The organism is Microvirga flocculans ATCC BAA-817, from assembly GCF_000518665.1.
In the GTDB taxonomy this organism is placed as follows: Bacteria; Pseudomonadota; Alphaproteobacteria; order Rhizobiales; family Beijerinckiaceae; genus Microvirga; species Microvirga flocculans.
The window spans coordinates 222,818-242,146 of record NZ_JAEA01000009.1; the positions used below are offsets into that span (position 1 = coordinate 222,818).

The 19,329-nt window shown below is 63.7% G+C and carries 22 protein-coding genes; 14 read left to right on the top strand and 8 right to left on the bottom strand.

What is annotated here, in order from left to right; translation table 11 throughout:
* Positions 1-14 precede the first annotated feature (14 nt).
* The 12 genes from flgA (at position 15) to L879_RS21520 (ending at position 10,973) form a co-directional block, all read left to right on the top strand.
* Positions 15-479, top strand: a complete 465-nt coding sequence (flgA, locus tag L879_RS0112125) for a flagellar basal body P-ring formation chaperone FlgA (RefSeq protein WP_027316336.1) — start codon at positions 15-17, stop codon at positions 477-479.
* Positions 479-1,576 carry a flagellar basal body P-ring protein FlgI gene (gene flgI, locus L879_RS0112130; protein WP_027316337.1) on the top strand — a complete coding sequence of 366 codons (1,098 nt, stop codon included), beginning with the start codon at positions 479-481 and terminating at the stop codon, positions 1,574-1,576. Before flgA ends, flgI begins: the two co-directional genes overlap by 1 nt.
* A gap of 11 nt (positions 1,577-1,587) precedes the next feature.
* Positions 1,588-2,088 carry a MotE family protein gene (locus L879_RS0112135; RefSeq protein ID WP_210163819.1) on the top strand — a complete coding sequence of 167 codons (501 nt, stop codon included), beginning with the start codon at positions 1,588-1,590 and terminating at the stop codon, positions 2,086-2,088.
* A complete protein-coding gene (gene flgH, locus L879_RS0112140; protein WP_027316339.1) occupies positions 2,085-2,783 on the top strand; it encodes a flagellar basal body L-ring protein FlgH in 699 nt (232 codons plus the stop codon). The genes L879_RS0112135 and flgH overlap by 4 nt, the downstream gene beginning before the upstream one ends.
* A gap of 23 nt (positions 2,784-2,806) precedes the next feature.
* Entirely contained in the window at positions 2,807-3,316 is a 510-nt protein-coding gene (locus L879_RS0112145; RefSeq protein WP_035459433.1) for a flagellar basal body-associated FliL family protein, read from the top strand.
* A 60-nt stretch (positions 3,317-3,376) separates the two neighbouring features.
* Positions 3,377-4,114 (top strand): flagellar type III secretion system pore protein FliP, encoded by a 738-nt coding sequence (gene fliP, locus L879_RS0112150; protein WP_027316341.1) that lies wholly within the window; start codon positions 3,377-3,379, stop codon positions 4,112-4,114.
* Between the two features lie 124 nt (positions 4,115-4,238).
* Positions 4,239-5,888, top strand: coding sequence for a flagellar basal-body MS-ring/collar protein FliF (gene fliF / locus L879_RS0112155; protein ID WP_027316342.1), 1,650 nt, complete (start codon positions 4,239-4,241; stop codon positions 5,886-5,888).
* The gene (locus L879_RS0112160; RefSeq protein WP_027316343.1) at positions 5,888-6,535 is read left to right on the top strand and encodes a hypothetical protein; all 648 of its coding nucleotides are present in this window, start codon (positions 5,888-5,890) and stop codon (positions 6,533-6,535) included. Before fliF ends, L879_RS0112160 begins: the two co-directional genes overlap by 1 nt.
* Positions 6,536-6,537: 2 nt before the next feature.
* A complete protein-coding gene (locus tag L879_RS0112165) occupies positions 6,538-7,770 on the top strand; it encodes a MotB family protein (protein ID WP_027316344.1) in 1,233 nt (410 codons plus the stop codon).
* 8 nt (positions 7,771-7,778) lie between these two features.
* The gene (locus tag L879_RS21515) at positions 7,779-9,059 is read left to right on the top strand and encodes a MotC family chemotaxis protein (RefSeq protein WP_035459435.1); all 1,281 of its coding nucleotides are present in this window, start codon (positions 7,779-7,781) and stop codon (positions 9,057-9,059) included.
* Entirely contained in the window at positions 9,056-10,405 is a 1,350-nt protein-coding gene (locus tag L879_RS0112175) for a flagellar hook-length control protein FliK (RefSeq protein ID WP_027316345.1), read from the top strand. The genes L879_RS21515 and L879_RS0112175 overlap by 4 nt, the downstream gene beginning before the upstream one ends.
* Positions 10,350-10,973, top strand: a complete 624-nt coding sequence (locus tag L879_RS21520; protein WP_084020970.1) for a transglycosylase SLT domain-containing protein — start codon at positions 10,350-10,352, stop codon at positions 10,971-10,973. Before L879_RS0112175 ends, L879_RS21520 begins: the two co-directional genes overlap by 56 nt.
* 130 nt (positions 10,974-11,103) lie before the next feature.
* Here L879_RS21520 and L879_RS22835 read toward each other — a convergent pair whose 3' ends face one another.
* The 8 genes from L879_RS22835 to motA all read right to left on the bottom strand — a co-directional run bounded on the left by L879_RS22835 (position 11,104) and on the right by motA (position 17,044).
* Positions 11,104-11,799 carry an AprI/Inh family metalloprotease inhibitor gene (locus L879_RS22835; protein ID WP_051435268.1) on the bottom strand — a complete coding sequence of 232 codons (696 nt, stop codon included), beginning with the start codon at positions 11,797-11,799 and terminating at the stop codon, positions 11,104-11,106.
* 23 nt (positions 11,800-11,822) lie between these two features.
* Positions 11,823-12,272, bottom strand: coding sequence for a BspJ family T4SS effector nucleomodulin (locus L879_RS0112190; protein ID WP_161634664.1), 450 nt, complete (start codon positions 12,270-12,272; stop codon positions 11,823-11,825).
* A 50-nt stretch (positions 12,273-12,322) separates the two neighbouring features.
* On the bottom strand, positions 12,323-13,387 hold the full coding sequence (gene flhB, locus L879_RS0112195) for a flagellar biosynthesis protein FlhB (RefSeq protein WP_027316347.1): 1,065 nt from the start codon (positions 13,385-13,387) through the stop codon (positions 12,323-12,325).
* A 118-nt stretch (positions 13,388-13,505) separates the two neighbouring features.
* Positions 13,506-14,534, bottom strand: a complete 1,029-nt coding sequence (locus L879_RS0112200; RefSeq protein ID WP_035459441.1) for a flagellar motor switch protein FliG — start codon at positions 14,532-14,534, stop codon at positions 13,506-13,508.
* Between the two features lie 14 nt (positions 14,535-14,548).
* On the bottom strand, positions 14,549-14,836 hold the full coding sequence (gene fliN / locus L879_RS0112205) for a flagellar motor switch protein FliN (RefSeq protein ID WP_245265226.1): 288 nt from the start codon (positions 14,834-14,836) through the stop codon (positions 14,549-14,551).
* Between the two features lie 99 nt (positions 14,837-14,935).
* On the bottom strand, positions 14,936-15,250 hold the full coding sequence (locus L879_RS0112210) for a hypothetical protein (protein WP_245265221.1): 315 nt from the start codon (positions 15,248-15,250) through the stop codon (positions 14,936-14,938).
* Entirely contained in the window at positions 15,231-16,160 is a 930-nt protein-coding gene (locus tag L879_RS0112215; RefSeq protein ID WP_027316351.1) for a flagellar motor switch protein FliM, read from the bottom strand. The genes L879_RS0112210 and L879_RS0112215 overlap by 20 nt, the downstream gene beginning before the upstream one ends.
* 2 nt (positions 16,161-16,162) lie before the next feature.
* Entirely contained in the window at positions 16,163-17,044 is an 882-nt protein-coding gene (gene motA / locus L879_RS0112220) for a flagellar motor stator protein MotA (RefSeq protein WP_027316352.1), read from the bottom strand.
* A 212-nt stretch (positions 17,045-17,256) separates the two neighbouring features.
* On the opposite strand from motA, the gene flgF reads away from it, so the two are divergent.
* Positions 17,257-17,982 (top strand): flagellar basal-body rod protein FlgF, encoded by a 726-nt coding sequence (gene flgF / locus L879_RS0112225; RefSeq protein WP_027316353.1) that lies wholly within the window; start codon positions 17,257-17,259, stop codon positions 17,980-17,982.
* Positions 17,983-17,990: 8 nt separating this feature from the next.
* Complete coding sequence (gene fliI / locus L879_RS0112230) at positions 17,991-19,313, top strand: flagellar protein export ATPase FliI (protein WP_027316354.1); 1,323 nt, start codon at positions 17,991-17,993, stop codon at positions 19,311-19,313.
* Positions 19,314-19,329 lie beyond the last annotated feature (16 nt).

The following is a 19,329-nucleotide window of genomic DNA, read 5'->3' on the forward strand; positions in this document are numbered from 1 at the left end:
CGGGCGAAGATTTCATGAAGACCATCTTTCACATCGCTCTGACGGCTTTGCTCGTCTCCGGGGCATTCCTGCGGGATGCCGCGGCCGAGGAGCGCATTCTCCCGGTTCCGTCCGTCACGATCTATCCAGGCGATACCATCACCGAATCGATGCTCAAGGACAGGGCGTTCCCCGAGAACTACCGCTATCGCACCGCGGTCGTGGAATCGCCCCGGGTTCTTGCGGGAAAGATGGCGCGCCGCACCCTGCTTCCCGGCGAGCCGATTCCGCTCAACGCCGTCGACGATCCCAAGCTCGTTACGCGCGGCGTTCAGACGCAGATCCTGTTCGAGGAGGGCGGCCTGTCGATCATGGGTGTCGGCATTCCTCTCCAGTCCGGCACCATGGGAGAGACGGTCCAGGTCAAGAACGTCGACAGCGGCCGGATCATCACGGGTCGCGTTCAGGCCGATGGGCGGATCCGGATCGGGGTCTATTAATGCTGCGCATCGTCGTTCTTCTCCTCTCCGTCATCTTCGCCGCGCAGGCGCAGGCCGCGACCCGGATCAAGGACGTCGCCGCCGTGCAGGGCGTGCGCGACAACCAGCTCATCGGCTACGGCCTCGTCATGGGTCTCCAGGGAACCGGCGACACGCTGCGCAACTCCCAATTTACGGAACAGTCGCTGCAATCCATGCTCGACCGCATGGGCGTGAACGTGCGCGACATCAACCTGCGCACGCGCAACGTCGCGGCCGTCATCGTGACGGCCGATCTTCCTCCCTTCGTCGGCACGGGATCGCGCATCGACGTGACCGTGACGTCCATGGGCGACGCGACCTCGCTCAAAGGCGGAACGCTGATGCTGACCGCCCTGCAGGGCGGCGACGGTCAGGTTTACGCGGTCGCGCAGGGCGCCATCGTCGTCTCCGGCTTTTCCGCGCAAGGACAAGCCGAGACGCTGACGTCCGGCGTCGCGACGGCGGGCCGCATTCCGAACGGTGCCCTCATCGAACGCGAAGTCCAGGGCGGCTTCGGCGCCGTCGGCCCGCTGGCCTTCGAGCTCAAGAACCCGGATTACAAGACCGCGACGCTGATCACGGATGCCATCAATCAGTATGCCCAGCAGAGATACGGCGTGCGCGTCGCTTCTCCCCGCGACTACCGCACGGTGGTGCTGCAAAAGCCGAAGAACATTGCGGCGACCCGGTTCATCGCGGAGCTCGGCGATCTCGAAATACGGCCGGATACGCCGGCCCGCATCGTCATCGACCAGCGAACCGGCACGGTCGTCATCGGCAAGAACGTGCAGATCTCGACGGTGGCCATCACGCACGGCGCCCTCACGATCCGCGTGACCGAGACGCCGGAAGTTTCCCAACCCGATCCGTTCTCTTTCGGCCAGACCGTCGTCGTGCCCCGCACGCAGGTGACGGCCGCCGAGGAAAGAGTGCCTCTCGCCATCGTCAGGGGCGCCGATCTGCAGACGCTCGTGAAGGGGCTGAACCAGATGGGCCTCAAGCCGTCCGACGTCATCGCCATCCTGCAGGCGGTGAAGACGGCGGGAGCCCTCCAAGCCGAACTGGTGATCCAATGATCCATCGTCTCGTGACCAAGGATATTCGGCGCAGCGCAGGCGCTGCGGGCCTGCTCCTGGCGGCCATGTTCCATGTTCCCGCTCAGGCGCAGGAGAACGGAGCCGCTGCGAAAGGCAACCAGTTCTGCGCCAATATCGCCGATGCGGCCTCCGATGCCCGCTTCGCCTTGCAGAAGCAGGCGCTCGCCGACATGGAGAAGGAAATCGAGAGCCGCCTGAAGGTCCTGGAAGCCAAGCGGGCCGAATACGAAGAGTGGCTCCGTCGCCGCAACGAGGTGCTCGAGAAGGCGGACGAGACCATCGTGCTGATCTACTCGCGCATGCGTCCGGATGCGGCGGCGCTCCAGCTCACCAACATGGACGACGAGATCGCCGCGGCCGTCATCGCCAAGCTCAATCCCCGGATCGCCAGCGCCGTGCTGAACGAGATGGAACCCGCGAGGGCGGCCCAGCTCGCCAATGTCATTACCGATGCGCCCAGGCGCGAGAAGAACCCTGTGAGGCAAAATTGAAGCACCTCATCGCGATTGCCTGTGTTGGCTTCCTGGCGGCCTGCGCGACAAGGCCCGAGGAAATCGGCCGCGAGCCGGTCATGACGCCCGTCGGTGCGGGCGTCGCCGTGGAGCGCGAGCCGCTTCCTCATCTGTTCAAGGGCACGCACTATGCCGCGGCGAACTCCACCTGGAGCAATGCCAGCGCAGATCTCTTCACGAGCCCCCGCGCCCGGCAGGTCGGGGACATCGTGACGGTCAATATCCAGATCGACGACAAGGCCGAGTTTGACAATGCGAGCGACCGGTCCAGGAAGTCGTCCATTCGCGGCGCCCTCGATTATGCCTTCTCCTTCCAGGGATGGGATGCCGACGGCACGGGCGATGCAGGTCTCTCCTCGTCCTCCTCGTCGGCGGGGCAGGGAACGATCGACCGTTCGGAGAAGCTGCGCCTCTCGGTGGCGGCGGTCGTCAACGAGGTCCTGCCCAACGGCAACGTGGTGATCAGCGGCTCGCAGGAGGTGCGCGTGAACTACGAGCTGCGCGTGCTCAACATCGCCGGCATCGTGCGCCCCCGCGACATCTCGCCGAGAAACACGATCAGCTACGACAAGATCGCCGAGGCTAGGGTTTCCTATGGCGGCCGCGGCCGTCTCATGGAAGTTCAGCAGCCTGCCTACGGGCAGCAGATTTATGACGTGATCACGCCTTTCTAGGCGCATGAGATGGATGACGAGTCATGGCCAAGGCTCTGGAATTGCCGGCTCCCTCCGAGCGTGGCTCGAACCGTGAAGGATCATGGCGCTGGCTTATGACCCTCGGCGTCCTGACGATGCTCTCCGCCGCGATCGGCGGAGGATTCGGTCTCGTGATGGTCTCCGGAATCGAGAAGCGCGTCGAGGAGAAGTATAAGGCTGCCAACGAGAAGACCGAGACCGCCAGCCCCTATACGGGAAATCTGGCGATCAAGAAGCTCGCTCCGGTGGTGACCAATCTGGCAGGCTCCGAAAGCGACTGGGTCAGGGTGGAAGCCTCCATCGTCTACAAGCGGGGCGACGACCAGAACGCGGATGTCATGGCCGGGGAGACGCGGCAGGACATCCTGGCCTATATCCGCACCATGTCGCTCGCGCAGATCCAGGGGCCGAGCGGCCTGCTTCACCTGCGCGAGGATCTCAACGAGCGTGTCAGGCTGCGCTCGAACGGCGTTATCCAGGAACTGGTCCTCGAAACGCTGGTCGTTCAGTAGGCGGACATTTCACGCACCAACGGGATCCTTGCCTCTTTATCGTCCGAAAGCTTTTCATCGATGCGTCTTCGTCTCATTCTTTCCGGTGCATTTCTCCTTCTGGCGTCGGCCGCCCATGCCCAGGTGCCGAGCCTCGACGCCCTGCTGCCGCCGGGAGACGGAGCCGTCAGCGGCCGGATGATCCAGCTCGTCGTTCTTCTGACCGTCCTGTCGCTGGCGCCGGGCCTCCTGATCATGGTGACGAGCTTCACCCGATTCGTCGTGGCCTTCTCCTTCCTGCGTTCGGGACTGGGGCTTCAGAGCACGCCCGCCAACCTCTTCCTCATCAGCCTGTCCCTGTTCATGACGTTCTTCGTCATGGGGCCGACCTTCGACCGGGCCTGGAACGAGGGCGTCCGGCCCCTGACCGAGAACCGCATCTCGGAGGCCGAGGCCTTCACCAAGACGACGGAGCCGTTCCGCGAATTCATGCTCACCCATGTGAGGCCCAAGGATCTGCAGATGTTCAGCGATCTGGCCGCCGTGAACTATCCGAAGCCTGCCGAAGGCGAGAAGATCGACCTGCGGATCCTGATCCCGGCCTTCATGATCTCCGAGCTGAGGCGCGGATTCGAAATCGGTTTCCTCATCGCGCTGCCGTTCCTCGTTATCGACATGATCGTGGCGACGCTGGTGATGTCGATGGGCATGATGATGATGCCGCCCACCGTCCTGGCCTTGCCCTTCAAGATTCTCTTCTTCGTCCTGATCGACGGCTGGAACATCCTGGTGAGCGGCCTCGTGCGCTCCTACTTCTGAGCCCGGCTCGGGCGGGAAGGCCCGGCGCAGGAATTTGCGCCTCCCGCGAGGAGGCAGCAACCTTCGCACAAGGTTGACGACGCAAAAGTGATCTCGACAACACTCACCAGTATCGAGATTCCCTATGCCTGGTCGTCAACATGCCGAAAGACTGTGGAATAGCCTGATGCTCCTGGGCGCTCGCCGCCTGGCGGCCCTGGCCGCGATCGGCCTTGCCGTGTTCCTGTCGGTCGGCATCGGCGCCTATTACCTCAGCAGGCCCGCCCAGGAGACCCTCTATACGGGCCTCGACCGCGAGGATGTCGGGCGCATGGGAGCGGTCCTCAAGGATGCGGGTATCCCGTTCGACGTCAGCGCCGACGGCACCGCGCTTCTCGTCAGCTACGGCAACACCGCCCAGGCCCGGATGCTTCTGGCCGAGAAGGGGCTGCCGCACAGCACCAAATCCGGCTATGAGCTTTTCAACGATCTCGGTTCCCTCGGCCTGACCTCCTTCATGCAGGAGGTCACCAAGGTGCGCGCGCTCGAAGGCGAGCTCGCACGCACGATCCAGGGAATGAAGGGCGTGAAGGCCGCCCGCGTTCACATCGTTCTGCCGGATCGCGGCTCCTTCCGCCGTGAGCAGCAGCCCCCCTCCGCCTCGGTGGTGATTCGCACGGTTCCCGCCGACGACGCGTCGTCGGCGCAGGCGATCCGGCATCTCGTGGCAGCCGCCATTCCCGGCATGGCCGTGGACAAGGTGACCGTCATGAACACGGACGGCACGCTCCTGATGTCGGGCGACGATGCCGCCAATGCCTCGACGGGCAAGATGGCGCGGCTCGAGAAGACCATCGGCCTGGAGATCCAGGACAACGTGCGGCGCACCCTGACCCCGTATCTCGGAAACGGGAACTTCGAGATCAGCGTCGCGGCGCGCCTGAGCACCGACAAGGTCAGCACCAACGAGACGATCTACAACCCCGAATCGAAGGTCGAGCGCTCCACGCGCACGATCAAGGAGACGGAGGTTTCCCAGAACAAGAGCGGCCAGAAGCCGACGACCGTTCAGCAGAACCTGCCCGACGAGGCCGTGCGGGCCGAATCGGGCGACAGTTCGAGCGAGGACAATCAGCGCCGCGAGGAGCTGACCAACTACGAGATCTCGTCGAAGACGATCCAGACGATCAGCGACGGCTATCAGATCAAGAACCTCTCCGTCGCCGTTCTGGTGAACCGGTCGCGCATTGCTTCGCTGCTCGGCGAGGCGGCGACGCCTGCGGAGATGGATGCCAGAATCCAGGAGATCGAGCAGCTGGTCTCGTCCGCAATCGGCTTCAACAAGACCCGCGGCGACCAGATCAAGGTCGCGGCCGTGAACTTCGTCGACGACGGCGGCATGCTCCAGCCGGTGCCGGGCCCCTCGGTGACGGAAATTCTCATGCGCCAGTTCGGGACGGTCGTGAATGCGCTGACCATCCTCGCCCTGTGCGCCATGATGATCTGGTTCGGGTTGCGCCCCGCCGTGCGCATGCTGGTGGCCCGCCATCAGGCTGAGCTCGAGCTCCAGCGGGAGCAGGCCGCCGCTCTGGCCGCGGCCGAGGCCGAAGCCGCCCTCGCGGAGAGCGTCGAGGCCAACAGGGTTGCGCAGCAGATGGCCCTGGAGGCGGCCGAGCCCCAGAGCCTCATCGAGATGCCCCGCACGCCGCAGCGCAAGCTGGAGCAGATCGTCGAGCTCAGTGAGGAGCAGGCGGCGGCCGTTCTCAAGCAATGGCTCGGGCGGGAGGCCGCATAATGGCCGCGAGCATCGCCAGCCTGCTCGCCGATTTCTCGCCGCTGCCGGGCGGCGAGAACGCGGGCATCGCCATCCTCAAGCCGGTCAGGACGGCCAGCGAACCGCCCGTCGAGCCCCCTGTTCCTGTCGTGGATCGCCATGCCGACCTCATCCACGCGGCCGAGGCGCGGGTGAGGGAAGAGGAAAGGGAAGCGGCCCGCAAAACGCTCGAGGATGCGATCGTCGCCGAGAAGGCGCGCCATGAGGACGAACTGGCGATGCAACGAACCCTCTGGGTCGAGCAGCAGGGCCAGCAGCTTTCCATGCAGATCGTGGAGGCCCTGGGGCGGATCGAGCTGATCGTCTCCGAGAGAGTGGCCGCCATCCTGAAGCCGTTCGTGACCGAGGCCTTTCGCCAGCAGAGCATCGCCGAGTTCAAGGAAAGCCTCGCGACGCTGCTTTTCGACGGCGAGACGAAGCTCATGCGGATCGCCGGGCCCGAGGATGTCCTCGCCGCCATCGGGCACGATCTGGGTTCACGCGCGAGCCTGCTGGAATTCCTGCCCGGAGACCATGTCGAGGTCAGCGTCGTGGCTCAGGAAACGACCATTCAGACACAGTTGAGCGCCTGGGCGGTCCGGCTGGAACAGGCTTTGAAGGCTGAATAACGATGTCACAGTCAGGCAAGCATGAAATCGTTATCGTCCGCAGAGGCGACGACGGCGAAGAGGCGGTCAAGGGCGGGACATGGAAGATCGCGCACGCGGACTTCATGACCGCGATGATGGCGTTCTTTCTCGTGATGTGGCTGATCAGCGTGGCCGACGAGGAGACCCGCAGCGGCGTCGCCAACTATTTCAACCCGGTCCAGCTCGCACAATCGACGCCCAACAAGAAGGGGCTCGACGATCCGCAGCAGGCGCCCCCCGACAACGAGACGGACAATACCAAGGACGGCAAGCAGAAGGGCAGCGGCGAGGGAACGGGCGGCAAGTCGCACCAGCTGCGAAAGCCGCGCTTCAAGGAAGGCGCGCTCTTCCAGGATCCTTATGCCGTTCTGGCCAAGATCGCCGAGGAAGTCGAGGCGAACCCGCACGACACGCTCGGCGCGGATGTGACGCCCGGCGAGAGCGACAGGCCCGGTCTCAAGTCCGGGGATGCCTTCCGCGATCCGTTCGATCCCCTGTACTGGCAGGTCGCGCCTGTGGACGAGCTGAAGACGGAAACGCCGGCAAAGCCCGGAACGGCCCCGCCCGCCCCGCCGAAGGCCCTGATGGATGCGGTCGCGGCCCTGAGCCAGAAGCCGCAGACCGGCAAGACGGGTGGAGCGCAGGACGGGCAATCCCCGAATCAGGCGGTGCCAGGAAATCAGCAGCCCGTTTCCGGCGCCGAGCCGGGCACCGGACCCGGCGCGGAGCCGAAGGCGTCCGCCGTCACGGAGGGCGACCTCAAGGCGGCGGAGCTGAAGCGCGAAATTCTCAAGGCCGTTCAGCCCTCGAAGGATACATCGCCACAGCCGCAGATCGAGGTTCGCCGGACGGGAGCCGGAACGCTGATCAGCCTTACGGACGACTTCGATTTCACGATGTTCGCCGTGGGCTCGGCGGAGCCGCATGCCAAGGTCGTCCGTGCGATGGCGGAGATTGCGAAGATCCTGCAGGCTCGTCCGGGCAAGATCGTCATCCGCGGCCACACGGATGCGCGGCCCTTCAAATCTCCCACCTATGACAACTGGCGCCTCTCGCATGCCCGGGCCCAGATGGCGCTCTACATGCTCGTTCGCGGCGGGTTGGACGAGAGCAGGATCGTGCGCGTGGAGGGCCATGCCGACCGCGAACCGAAGATCCCCGGCAACCCGAACGCGGACCAGAATCGCCGGGTTGAGATTCTCTTGCAGGAGTAAGGGCGGTGATGAAACCTCTTCCGGTCGCTCTTGGCGTGGTTCTCATGACGGTTGCCGCCGGCATGGCGGCCCGGGCCGAGACGCCTGTCGATGCGGGTTCGGAAAAGGCGGCGGCGCCTTTTCCCGCGCCGGCAATCCCCGGTCCAGTCCAGATGGTGCGCACCCTGCACCTGATGCAGGATCAGATCGCGATCGGCTCCACCGAGGCGCATCTCGGCCAGCGCGGCCTCCTGAACATTCTGGACGAGCGGTTCATGCAGTTCGAGCCCGAGATCTGGCGGAACGGCAAGAATGTCCGTGCCGCGGTCTCCTTCGTGCTCAGCGGAGGCAATCCCGGCATCCTGCGCAAGCTCCTGGAACTCGGCTCCTCCGTTCTCACCGAGGCCGACAGGCCTCTGGTCGAGGGGGCCCTCGCCTATGTGGAGGGACGGGAGGAGGCCGCGCATGAGGCGCTCTCCGCGATCGACCCGCATGCGCTGCCTCCCTCCTTCGGCGCTCAGCTGGCCCTGGTCCAGTCGGCGCTGCTGGTGCGTAAAAACCCTGCCAAGTCGGATGAGCTTCTGGACTTCGTGAGGCTCCAGGCACCCGGAACGCTGTTCGAGGAAGCGGCCTTGCGCCGGCAGGTCTTCGTGGCGAGCCAGACCCATCATATCGCGAAATTCCAGTTGCTCGCGACGGATTACCTGAGGCGTTACCGCCATTCGATCTACGCGGGCAACTTCCGCCAGCGCCTGGCTTCGGCGCTGACCCGCATCGACTTCGCGAAGGAATCCTCGCGCTTCGACGGTTTCGTGGCGATGATGAACGAACTGGAGCCGGAGGCGAGGCGCGATCTCTACCTCCTTGCGGCCCGCGCCTCCATCGAGCAGGGATTTACGGTTTCGGCGCGTCTCCTGGCCGACAAGGCTGCGGAGCTGTCGGAAACCGACAAGGCCAGCGCGACACGCGCGAAACTCTACCGGGCGGCTTCGATGATCGTTTCGCCGCAGACGATTCACGATGCGGTCGGAACGCTGCAGGACATCGACCGGTCCGTCCTTGCGCCAAGCGATCTCGCCCTGCTCGATTCCGCTATCGGGATGGCGGGCCAGATCCGCACCATGCCGGGCCAGATTCCGGTCCAGAGTGCCGAGGCGAAGCCGTCGGTGACCAAGGTGTCCGCCGACAACAAGCCTTCCTCCGACGCGGCGACGCAAGGGCTGGAACAGCTTCAGGCGTTATCAAGGGCTCGCGATGCGCTCAAGCGCGTCGATCAACTGATCAAGAACCAGGCATCGCCCCCTCAATGAGCCGTTTAGATCTTCTCATGCAGATGAACCCCAGGCTCGTTGATGCGGCCGCATCGCGCATTCCCTCTTCCAATGCCGAATCCAAGGAGGGCGGCACGGGCGAGGGGAAGGGATTCGATGTTCTTCTTCAAGGGCTCTCGAACGATATCAAGTCCGGCGCGGCTCAGGAGGAAAGCCTTCTCAGCAGCCTTCTGGACGAGACGGATCTCAAGGGGGCCGATGGGGAGTCAGGCCTGTCCGATGCGGGAGCGCTCGCGGGGCCGCAAGGCGCAACAGATCCTCAATCCGGAAGCGCCGTCTATACGCTCCTCGAAAATCTTCTTCCCCGAATCCTGGAACAGGCGTCTCCCGGCAAGGGAACTGCAACGGATCGGAACGGGCGATCCCTGCTCCCTTCATCCCTGGCGATGTCTCAGGATGACGCCGATGGAAGCGCGCTCATGAATCCGGCTCTCGGATCGAAACTCGCGGTCTCCGTCCAGGGCCAGGAAACCCATTTCAGGCCCGTGGTGGAGAATTTCGAGACGGTTCTCACGGAGGCCGCCGAGCCCATGGTGGAGGCAAAGCCGGGGCAGGCTCCGAAGGACGTCTCGTCGCAGACGCCCAAGGACGATGCTTCTCTCATCGACCCCAGCACTCTCGCCGAAACGGCACCGGCGGAAGAGGGCGATGCATTCGCTCTCGCGCGGAATGCCGGTGAGAGGAATGTCGGAGGCGGCCTCGCCGAACGGCATGCCGACCGGATCGAGATGCAGAAGAATGCGCCGAACGGCGTGAAGGGGGAGGGGCATACGCTCCCATCCTCAACGCTTCATCAGCTCGCCGGAGCGATCCTGAAGGATGTGAAGCTGGCCGCGCAGAATCATGCGCCGTCCTTCCATGGCGACATGATGAATCGCGTGACCGTCGCGCGGGCTTCCGCAGGGGTTCTGAGAGTTCTGAATCTTCAGCTCAACCCGGCGGAGCTGGGCGTCGTCACCATCCGGATGCGACTGGCGGGCGACGGCCTTGAAATGGAGCTCCATGCTGAACGGGAGGAGACGGCCGAACTTCTCAGGAACGATGCCGACAAGCTGTCGGGCCTGCTGAAGGCGTCCGGCTACCGCCCCGATATGATCACCATTCAGTCGACCGAAGCCTCGACCAATGACCGTCAATCTTTCCAACGTTCTTCGCAGGGACAGCCATCGCAGGGGCAGGATTTCCAGCAGGGGGGCGCGGCCGGCCAGGGCGGATCGTCCCAGCACCGGAGCGAGCATCATGGCAGGGATGCCGCTCATCCGCGCCGCGATGCGCCGGACGACCGCAGCGCTGGCGGTGGCCTGTCTCCTGGCATCTACCTTTAACGGCCTCGCCGTCGTCCCTGCGCAGGCACAGCCCCAGGCGGGATTGTGCGAACGGGAAATGATGCGCGCGTCGGCAAAATACGGCGTTCCCCTGGGCATGCTCTATTCGGTCGGTCTCACCGAGACGGGCCGTCGCGGAAGCCTGCAGCCCTATGCCATGAACGTCGAAGGCAAGGCGGTGTTCTCCAACAGCATGGTGGAAGCCATGCAGAAATTCGACGAGGCCAGGCGCTCCGGCGCCAGGCTCATCGACCTGGGCTGCATGCAGATCAACCATCTCTACCATCGGGAGAATTTCTCGTCCCTTGAGAGCATGCTGGATCCGCGCAGCAATGTGGAATACGCGGCCCGCTTTCTGCGTGAGCTGAAGGCCCGCCACGAGACCTGGACGATGGCCGTCGCCCGCTATCATGCAGGCCCCAACAACGATCCCGCCCAAAAGCGCTATGTCTGCCGCGTCATCGCCAACATGGTGGCGACGGGATTCGGGCAATGGACTCCCGGCGCGCGCGCCTTCTGCGCGGACGATCCCGGGCTGAGCCGCGGGCAGACGGTTTCCGACGGATAGGAGCTGGGCGCGGCGGATCGTCCTGTCCCGCGCATCTTTTAGAGCCGATTTCACGTCCGTGGAATCGGATCTTTTCTTTGCCATGCCGCATTCATGACGGCGAACCGGATCCACATCGCCGAAAAATGCTCTATCGCGTCATCGTCACGTCGATATCCGATCCGCTCAGCTTGCCGTTGAGGGCGGCTTCCGCTCCGGTGAGCCTCGCGACGACCTTTCCGCGCGAGAACAGAAGCACCTGATCGTCGCGGAAGCTCCATCCGTTGACGCTGCGCATGCCCTCGTGCGAGCAGCCCTGCGTCGAGGCCTTGTAGAGATCGAGTGAGGGGACGCTTGAGAGCTGAACGCGGCAGGAGGCCGATCCGACGGCCGCCTTCCAAGTTCCGGAATAGGACGATGCGCGCCGGGGAGAGGTGAAGACGCCGGGCGGGCTCGCATGCGCCGGGGCGCCGGATTCAGGGGCGGGAAGAGGCGGCTGGGCCGGCGCGGCGACCGGCGCGCCGCCTTGCTCCGGCGCAGGCATCGGCTCTGCCGCGTGCGGAAACGGCGAAGGCCCCATATCCGGCTCCAGGCGAACTGCGTAGGCCCGCGCACGGGCCTGGTCCAATGCGCGGTCTTCCGCGACATAGGCGGGATCGACCGGGCCCGCGCCGCCATAGGGCGCAGGCTCGACAGGCCGCGGCCCCCAGGGTGCGGGGTAGTCCGGATAGCTTCTCTTCACATGCCTGGGACCCCAAGGCCCCTGACTGTAGATCGTGTCGGTCGAGTTGCAGGCGGACAGGGCAGCCGTGCTTAAGATCGCCGTTGTCAGGACTATGCGCTTCATGATGGTCGCATGCCGGCCTTACGTCAGTGAAGCGCCGTGTCGGGCGGGCAATAGGACGACTTGAACCGCAGGGGTAGCGGCTTCAGGCGGGCCGAGGACAGGATCCGCGCGAAGGAAGAGGGGTTGAAGTCGGTCCACTGGATGGCGGCATCGAGCAGGAGCTCGTTGATCTTCACGCCGATATGGCAATCCTCGAAGATCAATTGGAAGAAGACGGTGACGGAATCATGCACGAACTCCATCTCCAGAACGATGGAGGAGAGTTCCTCACGCCCTGTTTCGACATGAGAGATATAGCCATACGACAATGTCTCTCCCTTGAAATACAGTTCCGCGGCTGCGGTCAGCATTTCGCGCATGTTGCCGTGCAGTTGGTTGTCGGCATAGGACCTGATGATCTCGGCGTCCGTGAGGCAGAAATCGGCGATCACGTCCTTGATGTTGCATGCCAGCACTTCTTCGAAAGCACGCATGTCCATGCTTTCTCTCGACGAAGCCGCCATGAAGGCGGTGTGAAGGCTTCTCATTTGGACCTCGTGAGGATGTAGAACAGAATCTGGGCGACCGCTTTGTAGAAATCGGGAGGAATCATCCGGTCTATCTCGACATGATCGTACATCGACCTTGCCAGAGGCTTGTCCTCGATGACCGGAATGCCGCTTTTCTCGGCAATTTCGCGAATCTTCAGCGCGATGAGATCCTTCCCCTTGGCGACGACGATCGGCGCGCTCGCTTCGCTGCGTTCATAGCGCAGGGCAATGGCGAAGTGGGTGGGGTTGGCGATGACGAAGGTTGCCTTCGGCACGGCCGCCAGCATTCGCCGGCGGCTCCGGTCCTGGGCCAGGGAGCGCATCCGAGCCTTGACCATCGGATCGCCCTCCATCTGCTTGTACTCCTCCTTCACCTCCTGCTTCGTCATCTTCAGGTCGCTGTGCCACTTGAAGCGGGCCCACAGAAGGTCTGCGGCAACGAGGACGATGGTGGCGATCGCGATGGCGGAGACGAGTCTCATCGCCATGGTCAACATCATCTCCGGCAGGAGGGAGGGATCACTGAGCATGGCATTCAAGACCTTGTATTGCTCCGATCTCAGGAGCAGGAGACTGATGATTGTCATCGTTGCGAACTTGAACAACGACTTTGCGAACTCCACCAATCCCTGACGGCCGAAGATGCGCTTCCAGCCGCTGACGGGTGAAATCCTGTTCCATTGCGGCCTGATCCGTTCGGACACGATGGAGGGCACGTTCTGCAGAATCGAGGCTGCGAGGCTGCATCCGGCCAGAATGGCGATGACCGGAACGAGGAACTGGCCTACTTCGAGGGCAACGGCATGGATCAGCGCCAATGCATCGACGCCCGTTTCCAGGCGGAAATCCTCGGGGCGATTGACGAAGAGCGAAAGCTTTTCCGTGAGCGTCTTGGTCGTGCTGCGGGCGGCAAAAGCCAGAACGAGAAGGATGCCGAGGATGGAAGCGAACATGGGCGCTTCCCGGGAGAAGGGGATGTTGCCCTTCTCCACGGCCTCGCGGATCTTCTTGTCAGAAGGCGCTTCCGTCTTGCTGTCTTTGTCGTCCGTATCAGACATGCTCTAGGCCGGGGCTGGGCATCGGACCCCCAAAGGGGTTTTGCTTTCGGGGGCCGATGCTCCTGTGGTTAGAGGGCTGATTGTGCACAAGGCCGGGGCGACCCTGCCGCACGATGCCCTAGAAGTAGGATTCTTCCTCGGCCTCGGAGTTGATGACGATCTCTCCCCGTCCGGCCATTTCGAGGGCAAGATCCGTGATCGTCCGGCGGGCCTCCGCGATGTCGCGATGCGCCGACGGCTCCTTGCTGTTCAGCTCGTGCTCGATCATGCGGCGCACGCGCGACGATAGGGCCGAGAGAACGACCTTGCGGAAGTCGTCGGTCGTGCCCTTGAGGGCGAGCACCACACGATCCGGCGGGACCTGGTCGAAAAGGGTCGTGCGGTCCTTCGGGGTGAGCTTGACGATGTCGTCGAAGGTGAAGAGAAGGCCGCGGAGGATCTCGGCGGATTTCGGGCGCACCGAGGAGAGGTTCGTCAGCACGTCCTCCATGTGGTCCCGGTCCATCTTGTTGATGATGTCCGCGATCTTCGCATGGGTATCGGAGCCCGCATTCTTCGAGAAGTTCGTCATGAAATCCTCATGCAGCGTCTTCTCGATGTTCTTCATCGTCTCGTCGACGATGGGCTTCATGCTGAGCATGCGACGCATGAGGTTGTTGCGGAGCGGCTGCGGAAGCTGGGTCATGACCTTCGCGGCGCAGGAAGGCTTCACCTTGGAGAGAATCAGAGCCGCGGTCTGGGGATGCTCCTTCATGAGATAGGAGGCGATCGCGCTTTCGGAGACCGTGGAGATCCGCTCCCAGATGCTCCTGTTCGCGTTGCCCACCACCTCGCTCATGATGCTGGCGATCTGCTCCGGGCTCAGCACTCCGGTCAGAAGCTTCTCGATATGAGACGCACCGCCGATCAGGTCCGCCCCATCGGAGAAGTTGGAGGCGAATTCCTCGACAAGCTGCTCGATCTGGGCCGGCGAAACCGCGCCGAGCTGGGCGGCGGATTTCGTGACGAGGCGAATCTCATCCTCGCTGAAATGCTTGAGTATCTTGCTCGCGGCGGGCTTGCCCATCGCGAAGAGAAGGGTCGCAACACGCTCAGGCCCCTTCAGAACCTTGGAGCCATTCGCCTTTATAGGAACGTTACCGACCATGCCGTGCCGCCACTTCAGCCGTTAAGATCGTTGGTGGGCGGTCCCACGATTTCGGTGAGGGAGATGCCGAAACGGGAATTGTCGTCTTCCACCACGACCACTTCCCCGCGGGCGATGATGCGCCCGTTGACGACCACGTCCACGGGCTCGCCGACCCGGTGGTCGAGTGGGACGATGGCGCCGCGACCGAGCTTCATCAGGTTGGCGACGGGCATGGTCGCGGAACCGAGAACGACCTGAATGGTCACGGGAATGCGCAGGATCGAATCGAGGTTTCTCGCGCCGCCGAGCTTCTCGTCCATGGAGGAGGCGCCGTCGGCCTTGCCGAGGGTGCTTTCCTGCTGCCACACCGGCTTATCGTGAGAGTTCGTGTCGAAGGGATTTGTCATGGTGGATTCACCTTACGAATTCAAGGAAGCGGAATGGGAATGAGCCTGGCGCTTGGCGTCCTGGATCAGGGCCTCGAGCTGCCGGGCGGCGGCTTGGGCCTCTTCGATGCGAAGGCTGAGCAGGGTCAGGGTCTCCTTACCCTCCTTGCCGAAGCCTGCAACGGCCTTCTGCGCGGCTGTCAGGGCATCGCCGGTCTTGTCGAAGATCTGCCGATACTCCGCGTGATACCGGTCCAGCTTCTTCAGCTTCCGGTACATGACCGCAACCATGACGCTCGTGATCACGAGAGACAGAAACAGGATCGTGTTAGCGAGGGAGGACATCATCGAGAAATTCTTTCTCTTGGTCGACGGCTTCGTCGACTTTCAGAACATAGGAGCCTTCCGATTGTCCGATATGGCACCAGAAGAGTCCCTGCTGGTTGCCTTCGAGCTTGACGCGGCTGCGCGGGGTGGCCTGCAGCTCGATCACGTCCCCGACCTTGAGGTCGGCGATTTCGCCGAGGGTCAGGAACCGCTCCTCGAGCACCGCCTTGAGCGTGACTTCGGTTTTCTTCACCTCGGTCGCGATCTGCTTCATCCAGCGGGGGTCGCGTCCGGACGATTCGCCGGTGACCACGCGGGAGAGAGCCTTGCGCATCGGGTTCAGCACCGATTGCGGAATGACGACGAACATCTCGCCGCCGCGGTTGAGCGCCTGGAGGAGGAACTTCGCCGCAACCGCCTGGTTGTTGCGCCGGCCGATGACGGCGAAGTCCATGCGCGTCTCGATCCGCTCGAGCTTGAACTTCGTATCGGCGATGAGGGAGAAGGAAGCCTGCAGGGCCTTGGCGATCTGCTCGAAGATGGTCTGCGCCATCCGGAGCTCGATGTTCGAAAAGCCCCGCACCTCCTCCACCGGCGGCTCGGAGCCGTCGGAGCCGAAGAGCACTTCGACCATCGTGTACATGAAGTCGCGGTCGAGGCCGATCAGGATGTGGCTGTCCCATTCCGGCGCGTGGAAGATGCCAGCGACCGCATTGGCTTCGTACATCTCCAGGATTTCGGTGATGCGGCCGCTCTCGATGCCGCTCAGGGAGTAGTACATCGGCGAGGCCGCCAGGTGGCGCAGATGCTCCGCGCAGCTCGTCGACATGCGGTCGAAGATCACGTGCAGCATCGGGAGCCGGTCGAGCGACAGGCCCGCCGCATCGAGAAGCATGTCCCGGATATCGGTGGCGTTCTGCGTTCCGGCCATGATCAAGCCGCCTCTTTCAGTTCTTCGGAGCGGCCGCCCATCGTCGTCGCGGCTTCGACCTCATCGATGGTCGGGCGGTACTCGACGGAGATGCCCTTGCGGCCGTGCTCCACCGCGATCTGCGGAAGCGCCCCGTTCATGTAGGCGATGAGCGCCTGCTTGACGATGACGTAGACGCGGGTCTGCTTCTCGCGGGTCGCCTTCACCTTGTTGGCGAGCGGGGACAGCATGGCATAGGAAATGAAGATGCCGCCGAAGGTGCCCACGAGAGCGGAGGCGATTAGGCCGCCCAGAATGGCGGGGGACTGGTCGATGGCGCCCAGCGCCTTCACGATTCCCAGAACGGCCGCCACGATGCCGAGGGCGGGGAGAGCTTCGGAGACCGCATAGATCGAATAGTAAGGCTTGGTGCGGTCGCGCTTGAGCGTTGCGATCTCCTCCTCCATCAGGGCTTCGATCTCATGGGGACGAGCGTTGCCGATGATGATGAGGCGGGCGTAGTCGCAGATGAAGAGCGTCAGGTCCTTGTCCTTCAGCACGCTCGGAAAGGCCTTGAAGATCTCCGACTCCTCGGGCTGGTCGATATGGGCCTCGACCTCGTTGCGCGGCCTGTTCCTCAGCTCGCGCATCAGGGCATAGAGAAGGCCGAGGATCGACAGGTAATGATCTCTCTTCGGCACGGCCCCGGTGATCGCCTCCTGGGTCGCCCGTCCCGTGTCCTTCACGAGGGACATGGGATTGGCGATGATGAAGGTGCCGATCGCGATGCCGCAAATGATCACGTATTCCCAAGGCTGCCAGATGACAGCCAGATGCCCGCCCATGGCGACATAGCCGCTGATGAGCGAGCCGATGGCAACTGCAAGTCCGATCAAGACGCCCAAAGCTGTAGCCCCTTTCGAAAGTCCTATCCGTTGAGCAGGTCTTAAACACGGAGGCTTGCGTGAAGCTGGAAACGCCGAAGCAAGCCTCGGGCAAGGCTGTCCGGGTACGAAGAGACCGAGCTGCCACCGAACCGGCTGCCCCAAAATACAACAGGACCGTCCTGCGGCCGGTAACAGGCCCTCCCTGCGGAGACGGACGCTGGAGATCTTCGATGCAATCCTCGCTTTATGTGGCTCTGTCGGCCCAGGTCGCCATGGAGAAGCGCCTCGCCACCATCGCGAACAATGTTGCGAACATGAATACCGGCGGGTTCCGCGCGGATGAGGTGAAGTTCGAGGAGGTGCTGTCGCTCGCCGCCAAGGAGAGCGTCTCCTTCGCCTCGTCCGGACAGAACTATGTGTCGCGGCGCACGGGCCCCGTCACCAAGACGGACAATCCCCTCGATGTCGCCATCCAGGGTGAGGGCTGGTTCGCCTTCAGCGGGCCCAACGGCCCGGTCTATACCCGCGACGGCCGCTTCAAGGTCAACGAGAACGGCGATCTCCTGACCGTGGACGGGTATCCGGTGCTCGATGCGGGCGGGGCGCCCATCGCCCTCGATCCCGCGGAGGGGCCGCCGACGATCAGCCGGGACGGCACGATCACCCAGGGTAACAATCAGGTCGGCGTCATCGGCCTCTTCAACCTGAGGGCCGACAGCAAGTTGAGCCGCTTCGGCAATTCGGGCGTCATGTCCAGCGTGCCGGGAGAGGTGGTGCAGGATTTCACCTCGGCCGGCGTGCAGCAGGGATTCAGTGAGGGGTCGAACGTCAATCCCGTTCTCGAGCTGACGAAGATGATCGCCGTGCAGAGAAGCTTCGAAAGCGCCGCGACGACGATCCAGGAAAGCGAATCGACGCTGATGGACGCCATACGGACGCTCGGCCCTAGCAGCTGAGGAACGGGATGAACGCTCTCCAGGCCCTTGAGGAATTCGTCCTGACGGAAGCGGCGGCCCGGCGCAAGATCCGGATCGGCGGAACCATCCGGGAGGTCACGCCGAGCTATTACCGGGTCGCGGGACTGTCGCAGTTCGTCAAGCTCGGCGACCGGGTCGGGTTCGAGGCCCAGGGCAAGACGCAGATCGGCGAAGTCGTGCGCATCGACGATGCGGGCGTGACCGTCAAGCCGTTCAACGGACGCATCGAGGCCGGCATCGGCATGCCAGCCTTCCTTGCCGGCGACACAGGCCTGAGGCCTGATCGCTCCTGGCGCGGGCGCGTCATCAACGCTCTCGGAGAGCCTCTCGACGGACTGGGTCCTCTCGTGCCCGGGCCCGAGCCGGTCCATAACGACGCCGAGCCTCCCTCCGCCATGACGCGCTCGCGGGTGAAGAAGCCGCTGCGGACGGGCGTGAAGGCCATCGACCTGTTCACGCCCATCTGTCACGGGCAGCGCATCGGCATCTTCGCAGGCTCGGGCGTCGGCAAGTCGACGCTTCTGACCATGCTCGCCAAATGCGACGGCTTCGACACCATCGTCGTGGCTCTCGTGGGCGAGCGCGGACGCGAGGTGCGCGAGTTTCTGGAAGGGCCGATCCAGTCCAACCTGCATAAATCCGTCATGGTCGTGTCGACCGGCGACGAAAGCCCGATGATGCGGCGCCAGGCGCCGCGAACGGCGGTCGCCGTGGCGGAGTATTTCCGCGATTGCGGCGAATCGGTTCTGCTCATCGTGGATTCGGTCACCCGCTATGCCCATGCGGCCCGCGACGTGGCGCTCGCGGCAGGGGAACCCGCCGTGGCCCGCGGCTATACGCCGAGCGTCTTCAGCGACCTGCCCCGCCTTCTGGAAAGAGCGGGGCCAGGCGAGGAAGGGAAGGGGGCGATCACAGGCATCTTCTCCGTTCTCGTCGACGGCGACGACCACAACGATCCCGTCGCCGACAACATCCGCGGAACGCTCGACGGCCATATCGTGCTGGACCGCGCGATTGCGGACCAGGGCCGCTACCCGGCGATCAATGTGCTGGGCTCGATCTCGCGCCTTGCCGATCACGTCTGGACGCCGGACCAGAAGGAATTGGTGCGGCGGCTGCGCGGGATGATCGCGCGCTTCGAGGATACCCGGGATCTGCGGCTGATGGGCGGCTATCACCCCGGCAACGACCAGGAGCTCGATCAGGCCGTCGTGCTCGTCCCGAAGATCTACGAGGCGCTGCGGCAGGATCCTTCCATGCCTGCCAGCCGCGACGCCTTCATGGATCTCGCCCAGTTTCTCAAGCAATGAACAGGCAACACACGAA